The organism is Streptomyces sp. NBC_01750 (genome assembly GCF_035918095.1).
In the GTDB taxonomy this organism is placed as follows: Bacteria; Actinomycetota; Actinomycetes; order Streptomycetales; family Streptomycetaceae; genus Streptomyces.
Genome location: NZ_CP109137.1, coordinates 4,818,034 through 4,832,722 on the forward strand (window position 1 = coordinate 4,818,034; position 14,689 = coordinate 4,832,722).

General features: G+C 68.3%; 16 protein-coding genes and 1 pseudogene. 9 read left to right on the top strand and 8 right to left on the bottom strand.

From position 1 onward, the window contains the following. Position 1: 1 nt before the first annotated feature. The 4 genes from OG966_RS21760 to OG966_RS21775 all read left to right on the top strand — a co-directional run bounded on the left by OG966_RS21760 (position 2) and on the right by OG966_RS21775 (position 5,632). Positions 2-694, top strand: a complete 693-nt coding sequence (locus OG966_RS21760; RefSeq protein ID WP_326651427.1) for a potassium-transporting ATPase subunit C — start codon at positions 2-4, stop codon at positions 692-694. A gap of 115 nt (positions 695-809) precedes the next feature. After that, positions 810-1,493, top strand: a complete 684-nt coding sequence (locus OG966_RS21765) for a response regulator (protein WP_326651428.1) — start codon at positions 810-812, stop codon at positions 1,491-1,493. A gap of 82 nt (positions 1,494-1,575) precedes the next feature. Then, on the top strand, positions 1,576-4,122 hold the full coding sequence (locus OG966_RS21770) for a sensor histidine kinase KdpD (protein ID WP_326651429.1): 2,547 nt from the start codon (positions 1,576-1,578) through the stop codon (positions 4,120-4,122). 406 nt (positions 4,123-4,528) lie between these two features. Next, a complete protein-coding gene (locus OG966_RS21775) occupies positions 4,529-5,632 on the top strand; it encodes a universal stress protein (RefSeq protein WP_326651430.1) in 1,104 nt (367 codons plus the stop codon). An 11-nt stretch (positions 5,633-5,643) separates the two neighbouring features. On the opposite strand, the gene OG966_RS21780 is transcribed toward OG966_RS21775, so the two are convergent. Then, positions 5,644-5,856, bottom strand: a complete 213-nt coding sequence (locus OG966_RS21780; protein ID WP_326651431.1) for a Chromate resistance protein ChrB — start codon at positions 5,854-5,856, stop codon at positions 5,644-5,646. Positions 5,857-5,965: 109 nt separating this feature from the next. Between OG966_RS21780 and OG966_RS21785 the strand changes: the two genes are divergently transcribed. Then, on the top strand, positions 5,966-6,301 hold the full coding sequence (locus OG966_RS21785; RefSeq protein WP_326651432.1) for an ArsR/SmtB family transcription factor: 336 nt from the start codon (positions 5,966-5,968) through the stop codon (positions 6,299-6,301). After that, positions 6,301-7,011: a cation transporter gene (locus tag OG966_RS21790; RefSeq protein WP_326651434.1), complete on the top strand. Its 711-nt coding sequence runs from the start codon at positions 6,301-6,303 to the stop codon at positions 7,009-7,011. Before OG966_RS21785 ends, OG966_RS21790 begins: the two co-directional genes overlap by 1 nt. A 412-nt stretch (positions 7,012-7,423) precedes the next feature. On the opposite strand, the pseudogene OG966_RS21795 reads toward OG966_RS21790, so the two are convergent. From OG966_RS21795 to OG966_RS21815, 5 genes and pseudogenes are all read right to left on the bottom strand, one after another. Then, positions 7,424-7,669 (bottom strand): annotated as a pseudogene (locus tag OG966_RS21795) (diaminopimelate epimerase); the annotation flags it as partial. 315 nt (positions 7,670-7,984) lie between these two features. Continuing rightward, positions 7,985-8,476: an ATP-binding protein gene (locus OG966_RS21800; RefSeq protein ID WP_326651436.1), complete on the bottom strand. Its 492-nt coding sequence runs from the start codon at positions 8,474-8,476 to the stop codon at positions 7,985-7,987. A 182-nt stretch (positions 8,477-8,658) separates the two neighbouring features. Then, positions 8,659-9,507 (bottom strand): helix-turn-helix domain-containing protein, encoded by an 849-nt coding sequence (locus OG966_RS21805; protein ID WP_326651437.1) that lies wholly within the window; start codon positions 9,505-9,507, stop codon positions 8,659-8,661. A 27-nt stretch (positions 9,508-9,534) separates the two neighbouring features. Further along, positions 9,535-10,056 carry a DUF6879 family protein gene (locus OG966_RS21810; RefSeq protein ID WP_326651438.1) on the bottom strand — a complete coding sequence of 174 codons (522 nt, stop codon included), beginning with the start codon at positions 10,054-10,056 and terminating at the stop codon, positions 9,535-9,537. Continuing rightward, entirely contained in the window at positions 10,028-10,288 is a 261-nt protein-coding gene (locus tag OG966_RS21815) for a hypothetical protein (RefSeq protein ID WP_326651440.1), read from the bottom strand. Before OG966_RS21815 ends, OG966_RS21810 begins: the two co-directional genes overlap by 29 nt. Before the next feature lie 162 nt (positions 10,289-10,450). On the opposite strand from OG966_RS21815, the gene OG966_RS21820 reads away from it, so the two are divergent. Beyond that, entirely contained in the window at positions 10,451-11,635 is a 1,185-nt protein-coding gene (locus OG966_RS21820; RefSeq protein ID WP_326651441.1) for a helix-turn-helix domain-containing protein, read from the top strand. Between the two features lie 50 nt (positions 11,636-11,685). On the opposite strand, the gene OG966_RS21825 is transcribed toward OG966_RS21820, so the two are convergent. Further along, on the bottom strand, positions 11,686-13,395 hold the full coding sequence (locus OG966_RS21825) for a relaxase/mobilization nuclease domain-containing protein (RefSeq protein WP_326651442.1): 1,710 nt from the start codon (positions 13,393-13,395) through the stop codon (positions 11,686-11,688). Further along, the gene (locus tag OG966_RS21830; protein ID WP_442806813.1) at positions 13,395-13,877 is read right to left on the bottom strand and encodes a hypothetical protein; all 483 of its coding nucleotides are present in this window, start codon (positions 13,875-13,877) and stop codon (positions 13,395-13,397) included. Before OG966_RS21830 ends, OG966_RS21825 begins: the two co-directional genes overlap by 1 nt. A 132-nt stretch (positions 13,878-14,009) precedes the next feature. Here OG966_RS21830 and OG966_RS21835 point away from each other — a divergent pair, with 132 nt between their 5' ends. Next, positions 14,010-14,336: a PadR family transcriptional regulator gene (locus OG966_RS21835; protein ID WP_189110929.1), complete on the top strand. Its 327-nt coding sequence runs from the start codon at positions 14,010-14,012 to the stop codon at positions 14,334-14,336. Beyond that, positions 14,333-14,689, top strand: a complete 357-nt coding sequence (locus tag OG966_RS21840) for a DUF1048 domain-containing protein (RefSeq protein WP_326651444.1) — start codon at positions 14,333-14,335, stop codon at positions 14,687-14,689. The genes OG966_RS21835 and OG966_RS21840 overlap by 4 nt, the downstream gene beginning before the upstream one ends.

The window sequence follows — 14,689 nt, forward strand, 5'->3', positions numbered from 1 at the left end:
CATGAACAACTCTGTCAGCAGCACGGCACGGCTGGTCGGGGCAGCGCTGCGTGCCCTGCTCGTCCTGAGCGTGGTCACCGGCATCCTCTACCCGCTCGCGGTCACCGGGGTGGCCCAGGCCCTCTTCAGCGATAAGGCCAACGGCTCCGAGATCAAGTCCGGCGGCAAGGTCGTCGGCTCGGAGCTGATCGGCCAGACCTACAACCTGCCGAAGAAGGACCCGGACGACGCGGAGGAGGCGGCCCGTCCCGACCTGAAGTGGTTCCAGCCGCGTCCGTCCAACGGCCTCGGCGCCAACAGCGTCAACACGCAGTACTCGCTGATCCTGTCCGGCGCGACCAACCGGTCCGGCGACAACGGCGTCAGCCAGGACGAGGACGGCCTGTACGACTGGGTCATCGCCGCCAAGAAGGCCGTGGTCGACGACAACTCCACGGCCGACTACAAGGTCAAGCCCTCGGACGTGCCGGCCGACGCCGTCACCTCCTCCGGCTCCGGCCTGGACCCGCACATCTCGCCCGCCTACGCGAAGATCCAGGTCCACCGTGTCGCCGAGAAGAACAAACTCGACGTCAAGCAGGTTGAGAGGCTCGTGGAGCAGAACACGGACGACCGGATCCTCGGCTTCATCGGCGAGCCCACGGTGAACGTCCTCAAGCTCAACATCGCACTCAAGGCACTCACCGAGAAGTGAGCGTCCTACGCAGGCGGGCGGGAGCCGACGGCTCGAGGAGACTCCTCGAGCCGTCGGCTCCCGCCCCAGTTCAGGACGACACGCTCCTCACGCACAACAGAAAGGCGGCACGCCGATGACCCGGGTGCTGGTGGTGGAGGACGAGCCACAGCTCGTACGGGCTCTTGAGATCAATCTCAAGGCACGCAAATACGAGGTGGACGCCGCGCCCGACGGAGGAACGGCGCTTCGGCTGGCCGCCGCGCGCCACCCGGACGTCGTGCTGCTGGACCTCGGGCTGCCCGACATGGACGGCATCGACGTGATCAAGGGGCTTCGCGGCTGGACCCGGGTGCCGATCCTGGTGGTCTCCGCCCGCCGGACCTCGGACGAGAAGGTCGAGGCGCTCGACGCGGGCGCCGACGACTACATCACCAAGCCCTTCAGCATTGACGAACTCCTGGCCCGGCTGCGGGCCGCATCCCGCCGCACGGAGGCAGTTCCGCCCACCGAAGACTTGGTGACCGTCACCACCGACAATTTCACCGTTGACTTGCTGGCGAAGAAGGTCAAGCGCGGCGGCCGCGATGTCCGCCTCACCCCGACCGAATGGCACCTGCTGGAAGTACTGATCCACCATCGCGGGCGCCTTGTCACCCAGAAGCAACTGCTGCAAGAAGTGTGGGGTCCCACCTACAGCACGCAGGCCAACTACCTCCGCGTCTACATGGCCCAGCTGAGGCGCAAACTCGAAGCAGACCCCTCGCACCCCCGGTACCTCATCACGGCGCCCGGCATGGGCTACCGCTTCGAGATGTGAAGTCTGCGCGGTCCGGCAGTCCGTCGTGATCGTGGAGACCCTGGTACCAGCCCCCAGCCCCTCGACGACGAAGATCGGACCCATGGGACGCGGCAAGCTTCGGATCTACCTCGGTGCGGCACCGGGCGTCGGCAAGACGTACGCGATGCTGTCCGAGGCGCACCGCCGTATCGAACGCGGCACCGACTGTGTGGTCGCCTTCGTGGAGCACCACGACCGGCCGCGCACCGAAGTGATGCTGCACGGCCTAGAACAGATCCAGCGGCGTGAGATCGACTACCGGGGCACCGTCTTCACCGAGATGGACGTGGACGCGGTCCTGGAACGCCACCCGGCTGTCGCCCTCGTCGACGAGCTCGCGCACACCAACGTCCCCGGCTCGCGCAACGCCAAGCGCTGGCAGGACGTCGAGGAACTCCTCGACGCCGGGATCAACGTCATCTCCACCGTGAACATCCAGCATCTGGAGTCCCTCGGTGATGTTGTTGAGTCGATAACTGGCATACGGCAGCGGGAGACCGTCCCCGACGAGGTGGTGCGCCGGGCCGACCAGATCGAGCTGGTCGACATGTCCCCGCAGGCGCTGCGCCGCAGGATGGCCCACGGCAACATCTACAAGCCGGACAAGCTCGACGCGGCCCTCTCCAACTACTTTCGCCCGGGCAATCTGACCGCCCTGCGTGAGCTGGCCCTGCTCTGGGTCGCCGACCGGGTCGACGAGTACCTGCGGGAGTACCGCGGCGAGCACAACATCCGTACGACCTGGCAGGCCCGCGAGCGCATCGTCGTCGGACTCACCGGCGGACCCGAGGGACGCACCCTCATCCGCCGCGCCGCCCGGCTCGCCGAGAAGGGCGCCGGCGGCGAGGTGCTCGCCGTCTACATCGCCCGCAGCGACGGCCTGACCTCCGCGTCGCCCAAGGAGCTCACGGTCCAGCGGACCCTGGTCGAGGACCTCGGCGGCACCTTCCACCACGTCATAGGCGACGACGTACCGAACGCTCTGCTCGAATTCGCGCGCGGCGTCAACGCCACCCAGATCGTCCTCGGCGTCAGCCGCCGCAGGACGTGGCAGTACATCTTCGGCCCCGGCGTCAGTGCCACCGTCGCCCGCGAATCGGGACCCGACCTCGACGTACACATCGTCACCCACGAAGAGGCAGCCAAGGGCCGCGGACTCCCGGTGGCCCGCGGAGCGCGTCTCGGCCGCTCACGGATCATCTGGGGCTGGCTCGTGGGCGTCGCCGGCCCCGCCCTGCTGACCCTCCTGCTCAATGGCGTCGCACCCGACGTCGGCCTGGCCAACGACATGCTGCTGTTCCTGACGCTGACAGTGGCGGCGGCCCTGGTCGGCGGGCTGATTCCGGCGCTGGCCTCCGCTGCCTTCGGGTCGCTGCTACTGAACTACTACTTCACTCCGCCACTGCACAAGCTGACCATCGCCGACCCGAAGAACATCGTCGCCATCGTGATCTTCGTGGCGGTGGCGGTCTCGGTCGCCTCCGTCGTTGACCTCGCGGCCCGGCGTACGCACCAGGCCGCCCGGCTGCGCGCCGAGTCCGAGATCCTCTCCTTCCTGGCCGGCAGCGTGCTGCGCGGCGAAACGAGTCTGGAGGCGCTCCTCGACCGGGTGCGCGAGACCTTCAACATGGAATCCGTCGCGCTGCTGGAGCGGGAGAGCGACGTCGCGCCATGGACCTGCACGGGCAGCGTCGGAAATACCCCGCCGCTCGAGCGCCCCGAGGACGCGGACGTGGACATGCCCGTCGGCGACCACATGGCGCTGGCCCTCTCCGGCCGTGCCCTGCCCGCCGAGGACCGCCGCGTGCTGGCCGCCTTCGCCGCCCAGGCCGCCGTCGTACTCGACCGCCAGCGCCTTGTCGGCCAGGCCGAGCAAGCCCGCGAACTCGCCGAGGGCAACCGCATCCGCACGGCCCTGCTCGCCGCCGTCAGCCACGACTTGCGTACCCCGCTGGCAAGCATCAAGGCATCGGTGACCTCCCTGCGCTCCGACGACATCGATTGGTCCGAGGAAGACCGCGCCGAACTGCTGGCCGGCATCGAGGAAGGCGCCGACCGCCTCGACAACCTGGTCGGCAACCTCCTCGACATGTCCCGGCTGCAGACCGGCACGGTCACCCCGCTCATCCGCGAGATCGACCTCGACGAGGTCGTGCCGATGGCACTCGGCGGCGTACCGGAAGACAGCGTCGTCCTCGACATCCGGGAAGACCTCCCGATGGTCTCCGTCGACCCGGGCCTCCTAGAGCGGGCGGTCGCGAACATCGTCGAGAACGCCGTCAAATACAGCCCCGAAAGCGAACCGGTGCTGGTGTCGGCCAGCGCAATCGCCAACCGCGTCGAAGTACGCGTCGTCGACCGCGGTCCGGGCGTCCCCGACGAGGCCAAGGACCGAATCTTCGCGCCCTTCCAGCGCTACGGAGACGCTCCACGCGGCGCCGGGGTCGGCCTCGGCCTCGCCGTCGCCCGCGGCTTCGCGGAAGCCATTGGCGGCACGCTCACCGCAGAAGACACCCCTGGTGGGGGCTTCACCATGGTTCTCACGCTGCGATCGGCGACCGGCCACCCGCCGACCCGCCCTGACCTCCCGGCCACGGCCACTTCATGAATCCCCGCGAACTGAATGAGCCGGTGCGCGAGCTCGACCGCGCATCGGGCCGACGACCGTTCTTGCGTGAGCTGGTCCTACCGGCGGGCCGGGGCGACTGACGACGTCGAGCCCCGCGGGCAGCCACTTGCGACGCCTCCTGTCAGTCAGCAGCCGTGGTCTTCAACGGCTCGCACGGGAAGCGTGACCACCAGGGGCGGGGACGACGCAGCGTCGTTCCCGCTCGTCCTATGGCCTGGGGCGCCGCCAGCAGGCACCGGGTGGCTCATGCCCGCGCCCCCGGACCAGGAGCGCGGTGCGGCGTTGGTGAACGACCATGTACAGGGAAGGGTGCGGTTCCTGGGCCACGGGTCAACGTGCCCCACCCGAACCTGGCGCTGGACCGTCTGCCCGGATAGGAGGAACCGTGCCGCGCGGCAGGCTGCGGGTCTATCTAGGGGCAGCCCCTGGCGTGGGCAAGACCTACGACATGCTCGGCGAGGGGCAGCGCCGCGCCGGCCGGGGCACCGGCGTCGTCATCGGTTTCATGGAGGACTACGGACGGCCGCTCACCCGGCAGATGGCCGAGGGACTGGAGACCGTGCCCCGCAAGACCATGCCCTACCGCGGCACGACCTTCACCGAGATGGACCTCGACGCCGTCCTTGCCCGCCACCCGCAAGTCGCCCTGGTCGACGAGCTCGCCCACACCAACGTCCCCGGCTGCCGCCACGAAAAACGCTGGCAGGACATCGAAGAGCTGCTCGAAGCGGGCATCGACGTGATCTCCACCGTCAACGTCCAGCACCTCGAATCGCTCAACGACGTCGTCGAACAGATCACCGGCATCAAACAGCGGGAGACTGTGCCCGACGACGTGGTCCGCCGCGCCGACCAGATCGAACTGGTGGACATGTCGGCCGAGGCGCTGCGTCGACGGATGTCGCACGGCAACATCTACCCGCCCGAGAAGATCGACGCCGCGCTGGCCAATTACTTCCGTCCTGGCAATCTCAGCGCCTTGCGGGAGATCGCAATGCTCTGGGCAGCCGACCGGGTCGAGGAAGTCCTCGTGCGCTATCGCGCGGAACACGGCATCCAGCAGCCGTGGAGCACCCGGGAACGCGTGCTGGTCGCCCTGTCCGGCGGACCCGAGGGCGACACCCTCATCCGACGCGGCAAACGGACTGCATCCCGCGGGGCAGGCGGCGAACTCCTTGCAGTCCACGTCGAGCGCGGCGACGGGCTGGCCGCAGTCTCCCCACAGCTCCTGGCCCACCAACGCGCCCTGGTGGAAGACCTCGGCGGCACCTACCACACCGTGACCGGCGACGACCCCGCCGAGGCCGTCCTCGAATTCGCCCGCCAGGTCAACGCGACCCAGATCGTCATCGGCGCCACCCGCCGCAGCTGCCTCAAGCAGATGTTCACCCGCGGCGTGGGCGAGACCATCATCGAAGGATCCGGCGACGACATCGACGTCTACGTCGTCACCCATGCCGCAGCCGCCCACGGCCGATCCCGGCACTGACGTGCAGGAACTCACGACAACCGGCCAGGGTGACCTCGGCGATCCGGATCTCCTTGGCGATCTCCTCCTCGAACCGCCCGCTCGGTCAGCTTCCGCCGCACCCCGTCGGCGAAAACCGGCACATCTGGCACCGCCCCGATCCCCTGGCCCAGCGACAGCCCGCCGATCTTGCGCAGTTGCCGCCAGACCGCCACCCGCGACGGCTCCGCAGGCAGCTTGATCACCAGGACTAGCCACCGCATCCCTGCTTCACGGTTCGTCACACCACAGAATGCAGCAGGCGCTACAAGGTCCATGGTTTTGTGAATTCAGCATTCTGTGTACTGTTAGGAGGTGCTGACTCTTGCTTCCGACATCGAGGTGCTGACGCGGTTCGGCCGCGCGCTTGCCGACCCGATCCGCTGCCAACTACTGCTCGCCCTGCACCAGGCCCCGGCCCATCCCTCCGACCTGGCCGACTCCCTGGGGATCTCCCGCACCCGGCTCTCCAACCACCTGGCCTGCCTGCGCGACTGCGGTCTGGTCGTGGCCGTGCCGGTTGGCCGCCGCACCCGCTACGAGCTGGCCGACCCCCGCCTCGGACACGCCCTGGACGACCTGCGCACCGCCGTGGTCGCCGTCGAGACCGACCGCATCTGCGCGAACGCCGAGACGAAGGACTGCTGCTGATGGCCGCGGAGATATCCATCGGCCCGGCCACGGCCCGGCGCGACGCCTTGGCCCGCCGGATACGCCTGCTGGTCGCCGCCACCATTACCTACAACGTCATCGAGGCAGCTGTCGCGATCACCGCGGGCACGATCGCCTCCTCCACCGCGCTGATCGGCTTCGGCCTGGACTCGGTCATCGAGGTCTCCTCCGCCGCGGCACTCGCCTGGCAGTTCTCCGCGCGCGACCACGCGATACGCGAGGCGCGGGAGAAGACCACCCTGCGGATCATCGCCGTCTCGTTCTACGCGCTCGCCGCCTACATCACGGCCGATGCAATCCGGGCCATGGCCAGCACCGGTGAGGCAGAGCCCTCGCTCCCCGGCATCGTGCTGGCCGCGCTGTCCCTGGCCGTCATGCCGGTCCTGTCCGCCGCCCAGCGCCGCGCCGGACGCGCATTGGGCTCCGCCTCGGCCGTCGCTGACTCCAAACAGACCCTGCTGTGCACCTACCTGTCCGCCGTGCTCCTGGTCGGCCTGGTTCTCAACGCCACCGTGGGGTGGTCGTGGGCCGACCCGATCGCCGCGCTGGTCATCGCGGCCATCGCGGTCAAGGAAGGCCGTGATGCCTGGCAAGGCAAGGGCTGCTGCACCGTACCGGTGGCGCCGACTGGTCCCGCTGCGTCTTCCGATTCGTGCGATTGCCGCCCCGGCTGCGACTGCTGCGGCTGACCGACCGCTACGGCAACCTCCACCGCAACGGCCGCGACCGGGCGCGGGCGCGGCTTCGCCGTCCATGAGGCCCTGGACCAGGTCGGGGCACTGATCGGCCCGTTGACCGTGGCCGGTGTGCCGGCGTTGAGGGGCGGCGACTACGGGCCGGCGCTGGGCGTGCTCGCGCTGCCCGGTGTGGCGGTGCTGGGGCTGCTGGTGTGTGCCGGATCCGGAGGCGTATGAGAGAGAGCTGGCGACACCTACAAGCCCAACCGAGGCGGACGGCCGACTGCCCGCGGCGTTCTGGACGTACGCGCGACCTGGCCGACTTCGGCCGTGGCCCAGACGCGTCATCGCGTACCAGCGACTGGTGCTCCACGCTGGACATGACCAGGGCCATTTCCGTCAGGGCAAAGTCCTTGGCCGCACACCATGCGGCGCAGCGGAGGGCGTTGCCGCACATGGTGGCGATGGAGCCGTCAGCGTTGAAGCAGGCGACCCCGAGGACGCCGGTGCAGATCGGGGCGCTGATGACGAGTCCGTCCGCGCCGATTCCGGTACGGCGGGCGCATAGCCCTCTGGCCGTCTCCGACCAGTCCTTTTCCAGGTCGGGGGCGGTGCCGGCGAGGAGAACGAAGTCGTTTCCGGCTCCGTGGACCTTGCGGAAGTTCAACACAGATCACTGCTCCTTCAAGGGAAGGGAGTGGTGCATGAAGTGGTGCCGGGGCCCTCGGGGGAGAACCCCGGCACCGGTTCCGTTCGGCTCGACCTGTCCAGGGCTGTTCCGAACGGAAGTCTGTGGGTTACGTGGGCTGCTTGATGTCGGGAGCAGCTACCAGTGGTGGAGTTGCGAGGAGTTCGCCGGCCTGTTCGTGGCCGAGGATCAGCGCGGCCGGGGTCGCCCACACCGTCAGGGCGGCAGCGATGAAGCCCAGGCCCGGTAAGCGGATTGATGGAGAGGGAGCAGCATGGCGGCCCACGCGGGCGCCGTTCACAGACCGGCAGCCAGGGCGAAGAGAACGTGGGCGGTGATGTAGGTCCGGGGCATGGCCGCCTTCATGCGCCTCCGCAGTGTTTCCCCGCGTACGGTCGGCGGGGGCGTGAGGACATCGAACTCGGCCCAGACTTTCTTCCCGTTGGGCGTCGGGTCCCAGCCGGTGCGTGTGGCGAGATGAGCGACGAGGGCCAGGCCCCGGCCGGTCTCGTCGTTGGTGGTGGGGCGGCGGCGCCGTGGCCGGGTGGGGTGGCCGTCGTGGACGACCAAGAGCAGGCGTTCCTCGTTGAGATAGAGGCCGACGCTGATGAGTCCTTCGGCGTGCGCGATGGCGTTGGTGACCAGCTCCGAGACCACCAGCCTGACCGCGTACCGCTTCTCCTCATCCAGCGGCACATCCCAGGCCCGGACCTGCGTTATGACGCGATTCCGTGCGAAGGCGACGGCGGAGGGATCTCCGGGTACGAGGATTCGGGCGCGGCGGGTCATGAGGACAGCTCCTCGGGCTGGGGTTGGAGGGCGGCTCCGTCCCCGGCGGGGGACGCGGGGAGGGAGCCGCCGATCTGGTGCCGCATGAGAGCCGGGCCTGCGAGCCGGATCCGTGGGCGGTGCCATCACCGTAGGAAGCAGCGGGGAGCGGGCTCAACGAAGTTGCGAGGGGTTGCGCAGATTCACCGGAGGGTGTCGATGGCGGAGGCGATGAGGGCCCGAGCGGGCGCGCCGTAGACGGCCATTTTCGACAGCTCTCCGAACGCCTTGCCGTAGTCGGCGAGTTCGCGTGGCTGGGTGACGTTGACCTCGGCTGTGAGGGTTTCCACGACGCCCCGGTGGTCGTCGTAGAGGTAGAACGCCTCCAGCGGCCAGACGGTGCGCTGGGCGGTGAACGGGATGATCCCGAGGGAGACCGACACGAGCGGCATCACCGCGAGCAGATGCTGGAGCTGACCCGCCATCGTCTCCGGGCCCCCGAGTCGCGAGCGCAGCACCCACTCCTCCATCAGCACGACGAAGCGATGGTTGCCCTCGTACAGGAACCGGCTGCGCGCGACCCGGGCGGCCACTGCCTCGGCAACGTCATCGGGAGTGCCCTGGAAGTCAGTGATGCTGCGCATGAGCGCGGTGGCGTACGCGGGCGTCTGGAAAAAGCCGGGAACGACGTTGGACACGTATGAGCGACACACGCGGGTCTGCGCATGCAGTGTGTAGAAGTGTTCCTGGACCTTACGCATCCCGGTCCGGTGCAGCCTCCGCCATTCCAGGTACATCGACTCAACGGCGCGGGCGGTGGCGATCAGATCCTCGACCTGATCTTCAGCTCCGCAGGCTTCACACCATGCCCGGATATCGGCGTCGGTGGGCGCGGCCTCGGCCTTTTGGATGCGCGTTGTTTTCGCCGGGTGCCAGCCGCATCGGGCAGACAGCTCACGACCGTTGAGGCCAGCGTCCCTGCGAAGGTGCGACAGGCGCACGGCGAGGGCTTCACGGGCCGCTTGGGCGCTGGAGGACGGTAACGTTGGCATGAGCTGGCTGTCCGGTGCTGGCGGGGATCAGACGGTGAACTTCTCGTGGGGGGTGCCGCGTTCCCACACGGCTTCGAACGCCGACGTGCAGAGTTGTGCGACAGCCGGGTCCTCTGTGTGGTCGATGTGGACCCACTGCCCGTTGCCGTCGAACACGTTGAACTGCACCAGGCGCTCGTCGAAGAGCCAAAAATCGTTGGCGGGCAAGGCGATACCGATTGCCTGCCGCCTCTCCAGCCAGCGGACCTGTTCGCCCGCATCGATGTTCATCTGGGTGCCGGCGTACTCGTACCGGATGTACTCGGACACCGGCACGGACACGATCCGCGCCCGGCGCATGACGACACCCCGCGCCACGGTGGCCGTCACGAGGTCGAGCCAGGACCGGCGCTCTTCCCGTTCGGCCTCCTCACTCCACTCGCCGCGCCGGAACGCGGCGAAGTAGTCGGCTTCGTTCTCCACGCCGTAGGAGTCCCGCATCTCCAGGTGCACCGCGGACCGGTGAACGTCCCGGACGATCTCAGCGAAGCTCTCCACGCTCTGCGACATCGCACGCCTTCCTGATCATCGACACCATGCGCGCCGGTATCCGTATGACGGTCTCATGCTCCGGAATCCCAGGAGCGTGCCCTGGAACCACCGTTGCCTCGCACTCCGCCTCAGTCTTCTCATCCGCCTTCCACCCCTGGAAGGCGAGATCAAGCGTCTCTTCGTCCACCCACACGGTGGGCGAACCGGTGCCCCCCGTGTTGGGGTCGATCCCGATGAACCGTAGCTGCATAACGATCTCCCCTGGCCAGTGAGTTGCGCTGATTTGCGTGACAGCCTCCGACGGCAGCGGGGCCGTCAAGGACGCACGACCGTTGCCTACCCGGCGTGGGAGGGCACGGCCCCGTCCGCCGAGGGCCTGCAAAGTCTGTGCACGGATCGGCACACTGTGTGCATGACCGAGAAGCTGGGCGAGGTACTGCGGCGTGGGCGGGTACTCAAGCGGATGAGTCAGGGAAGACTCGGCGAAGCGCTCGGATACTCATCCTCGTGGGTGTCCCGTGTCGAGGGCGGGCAACTGGTTCCCGACGATGCGACCCTGGCGCGGTGCTGTGATGTGCTTGATTTGACGAGACAGGAAGTCGGGCTCGAAGGGGACGATGTGCACAGGCGCGGATTCTTGGTTGCGGGGCTAGCACTTGGTGCTGGTGTCGCGCTCCCCGCCGCGGCGGCAGCGGCTGAGCCGAAAGACCTCGTCGAGCGCAGTCTCTTCCATCTGCCGCAGAGCAAACCGTCACCGCGCCCGACACTGACCGCGTCTCTCGTCCAGGCTCGAGCCCTCTTCCACGAGGCCCACTACACCGACCTCGGCAGGGCGCTGCCCCGGCTGGTGTCCGATTCTCTGGCCTCCCGCGCCCACGACGTCACCGCTCGGGCGTATGTCCTCCTGGCCCAGCTCGCCGTCAAGAACTACCAGGGCTACTCCTGGATCGCCGCCGACCGGGCTCGGCAGCAGGCCGAACTCACCGGGAACCCCGTGCTGATGGGAGAGGCCGCACACGCCATGTCGATCACCATGCGCCGGGCCGGAGAATACGGCGCGGCGATCGACCAGCTCCAGGAGGCCACGGCGAGGCTTGGGAAGTCTCCCGATCAGCTCGCCATGCGGGGCACGCTCCTTCTGACCGCGAGTTACAGCGCGGCCCAGGCCGGGTGGCGCGGGCAGGCCCTGGACTTCATCGGCGAGGCCGAAGAGACCGCCCAGCGCCGGGAGACAGCGGCCCAGAAGCTCTACATCCCCGGCGTCTTCGGCCAGGACCAGACCACGGTGTTCCGCATCTCCGTCCACCACGCCCTCGGCGAAGGCACCCTGGCACTGAACTACGCGGCGAAGGTCGAACCGATGAAGCTACCCAACGCGGAGCGCCGGGGACGCCTGTGCATGGACGTGGCCAGGGTATGGCGGGACATGGGAGAGCCCGAGCGGGCGTTCTCTGCACTGCGGGCGTTGGAAGCCTACGCACCGGAGGAAGCACGCCGGCCGAAGATCCGTTCCCTCACGTCGGAACTCCTCACTTTCAACGGTGAAATCCCGGGACTGCGTCGTTTCGCTGAGCGCATCAGCGCCGTGCCCGCTTAGCCTCCCGGACTCCCCGGCGCGGATGATGCTGGAACTCGGCGGCCTGTTGATCAGCGGCTGTGTGCCTTAGGCGGGCCGGAGGGGCCGTGAGTGCGACGGGCAGCGGGAGGAGTCGGGTGTTGTGTGGCCGACATGGTGCTGCGGGCCTGGGCGGCGACCGCTCGGGCGCTGGGGGGCGTCCTCTGGGTGAGGCGGTGTACGCGCCAGGTCAGAGCCTTCGCGGCGGAGTGGGCGTCGTCCAAGGTCCGTTGGTCGGCGGCTTGCTGGAGGATCTGTGCCGGGTCGTGGCCCGCGGCCTCAGCGTCGGCGAGCGCAGTCGTGAGGGCATCCCAGGCGGGGTCGTTGAGGACCTGTTCCGCGTGCTTGGGCACGGCCTGCTGGATGTGGCGGATGTGCCGGTCCACCGTCTGCTGGGGCGGCTTGCGGTGGGTGAGGCCGGCCAGCGGTGGGATGGCGGCTTGGTCGTAGGCGGCCTGGAGGTGCAGCAGGGTCTGGTGGGCTGAGATGGCCTGCTGGTCGTGGTGTCGTACGTCGTGCCAGCGGGTTGCGGCGATGACGACGAGGATCGCGGCGTCGAGGAACATTGCCAGGGCGGCGCCGTCCTTTGGGGCGGGCTCGCGGAGCATGGTCCGGACGGCACCGCGCAGGGCGCGGGCGTGGTGGTGTTCGGCGCGGATGCGGGAGCGGGTGGCGCGTTCGAACGCGGTTGCTGCCTGGCGAAGTTGGGGCCGGAGGTGCGCAGGGGCGATGAGGGGCAGGAAGTCGAGGGCTTCGCCGAAGGCGGCGAGATGGGCCTGGGCGGCTTCGTCGTCCGCCTGGTCGAGGTGGTGGGGGATGCGTTCGGCGGCGGCGGTGGCCTGGTGCCAGGGATTGGTCCTGCGCCGGCCTGACTGCTGGTGGGCGGGCACGGTCTCGGTGGCGGCCAGCCGTTCTTGGATCTTGGGGAGGGACAGGTCGGGGGCGAGTTTGGAGCCGGAGAACCAGATGGGTTCACCTGCAGTGTTGGTGTCGCCTTCGAGGGCGACCTTGTAGCCGCGTACGTCGCCGGAGGGGAAGTGCTGGACCTCGACGAGCACTCCCTCGGTGCCGGAGAGGATGCCGAGGAACTCCTCGGTGCTGGCGGCAGCGGAGACGGCGGTGCGGACGGTGGTGCGCAGCCGTTCGCGGGCTGTCTGCTGCTGTCCGGCGCGGTGGGCCTTTTCCCGTTCGGCGCGGGTGGGGCGCTGGGCTGCGGTGCGGTCGCCGCGTACGACTTGGTGGAGGCCGTATTCCTTCTCGATGGCGGCGAGTTCGCGGTCGGCGGTGAGGTAGTCGTTCCAGTGACGTGCGGTGCGCAGGTCGCCTCGGACTTTGGTGGCGGCGATGTGGATGTGGTCGGGGGCGTGTCGGACGGCGACCCACCGGCAGCCATCGGGATCACCTTCGGGAGCAATGCCGGTGGCCGCCACAACCCGGCGGGCGATATCGGCCCACTCCTCGTCGCCGAGGATGCGGTCACTCTCGGCGGCGCGGATCGAGCAGTGCCACACGTGCTGCTTCGGGGCGCGGCCATGCCGCTTGGCCTGCTTAACGCGTAGGTCGAGGTCCGCCACGAGGAGCATCTTCGTGGCGTCGAAGTCTTCGGCGCGGCCGGGGTCGGGGGCGAAGCCGTCCCAGGAGGCGACCAGGTGGGGGTCGGTGTGGTCCTTGGCCTTCTCGGTGTCGAACAGGTACCGGATCAGGCCAGCGGTGCTCTTGCCGCTGCTGATCTTGGCGATCATCAGGCTGCCTTCGAGGAGACGGCCTGGTTCGCGGCTGCCGCGATGCTCTTGATGGTCTTGGAGACGGCATCCAGGGAACGATCGGTCTGGGCAAGAAGGCCGGTATCCCCAGGCTGTGGATGGCCACCGTAGTTGAGGCGTTTGGCGATCTGTTTGACGTTGCGGCCGATGTGGGCGACCTGAGAGCGCAGCGCGTTGAGTTCGTCGATGTAATCGTCAACGGGGGTGCGCTGGCCGGGCAGGGTGAGATCGCCATCGATGTAGGCCATGACCACGGCGCCGACGAAGTGGGCTCCGGCGATGTTCAGCGCGCGGGCCTCGGCGAGGATCTTGGGGGCGATCGTCCACCCCTTTGTCCCACGTGCAAGTGACACCGTCGACGACTCAGCCGCCCTGGAGGCGTGACCACCCGCAGCGCCGGACCGGCATTCCGCTGGTCCGGCGCTGCGGCGTGTCTGCCGACCGTTCTCTGTCAAGTTCAGCGTGTTGCGGTAGGGGAAGCCCCAAGCCTGCAGAAGGCAAGACTGCCGCGCTGACATTCTCCACTACTCGGTGATACCGTATAGTGGTACTCGGTGCTACGCAGTACCGCTAGGGGGCGAGGAGGACTCGCGATGGACGACCTGACGGAGATGCTGAAGGGCACGCTCGAAGGGTGCGTGCTCGAAATCATCGGCAGCGAGGAAACCTACGGCTACGCCATCACTCGTCAGCTGAACGAGCTCGGCTTCGCCGACGTCGTCGAGGGGACGGTGTACACCATCTTGCTGCGACTGGAGAGGAACAAACTCGTCCAGGTGACGAAACGACCATCCGGGGTCGGTCCTCCGCGCAAGTTCTACGCGCTCAACGACGCCGGACGCGAGGAACTCGCGAAGTTCTGGACGAAATGGCAGTACGTCTCATCACGCATCGACAGGCTCAAGGAGGGCGGGAGATGAACTTCTGGGAGACCATCACAGGCAGCGATCTCACCAGGGATTGGAAGGCGTTCGAAGCCCGGGCCGAGGCCCTGCCAGACGACTACCGGGCGGCGTGGGAACAGATCAAGGGCCACCTCTTTCCCCATGGGGACTTCACCGGCCGCAACCTGATGCCGATCCTCGACGCAGCCCTGGGGCTGCTCGAAGAAACAGCGGCGGACGGGCAGAGCGTCCACGAGGTGCTCGGCGACGACATCCGAGGCTTTTGCGCGGCGCTGGCCGGTGGAGAAGGGGCTCGAACCTATCGCGACCGGTGGCGCGAGCAGTTGAACAGGAACGTCGCAAGGAGATTGAGCCGGCTGGGAGGCTGA

Excerpts from the sequence above, each read along its gene's own strand:
- OG966_RS21760 (WP_326651427.1), top strand. The coding sequence starts at position 2 with ATGAACAACTCTGTCAGCAGCACGGCACGGCTGGTCGGGGCAGCGCTG.
- OG966_RS21765 (WP_326651428.1), top strand. The coding sequence starts at position 810 with ATGACCCGGGTGCTGGTGGTGGAGGACGAGCCACAGCTCGTACGGGCT.
- OG966_RS21770 (WP_326651429.1), top strand. The coding sequence starts at position 1,576 with ATGGGACGCGGCAAGCTTCGGATCTACCTCGGTGCGGCACCGGGCGTC.
- OG966_RS21790 (WP_326651434.1), top strand. The coding sequence starts at position 6,301 with ATGGCCGCGGAGATATCCATCGGCCCGGCCACGGCCCGGCGCGACGCC.
- OG966_RS21800 (WP_326651436.1), bottom strand. The coding sequence starts at position 8,476 with ATGACCCGCCGCGCCCGAATCCTCGTACCCGGAGATCCCTCCGCCGTC.
- OG966_RS21805 (WP_326651437.1), bottom strand. The coding sequence starts at position 9,507 with ATGCCAACGTTACCGTCCTCCAGCGCCCAAGCGGCCCGTGAAGCCCTC.
- OG966_RS21810 (WP_326651438.1), bottom strand. The coding sequence starts at position 10,056 with ATGTCGCAGAGCGTGGAGAGCTTCGCTGAGATCGTCCGGGACGTTCAC.
- OG966_RS21815 (WP_326651440.1), bottom strand. The coding sequence starts at position 10,288 with ATGCAGCTACGGTTCATCGGGATCGACCCCAACACGGGGGGCACCGGT.
- OG966_RS21820 (WP_326651441.1), top strand. The coding sequence starts at position 10,451 with ATGACCGAGAAGCTGGGCGAGGTACTGCGGCGTGGGCGGGTACTCAAG.
- OG966_RS21825 (WP_326651442.1), bottom strand. The coding sequence starts at position 13,395 with ATGATCGCCAAGATCAGCAGCGGCAAGAGCACCGCTGGCCTGATCCGG.
- OG966_RS21835 (WP_189110929.1), top strand. The coding sequence starts at position 14,010 with ATGGACGACCTGACGGAGATGCTGAAGGGCACGCTCGAAGGGTGCGTG.
- OG966_RS21840 (WP_326651444.1), top strand. The coding sequence starts at position 14,333 with ATGAACTTCTGGGAGACCATCACAGGCAGCGATCTCACCAGGGATTGG.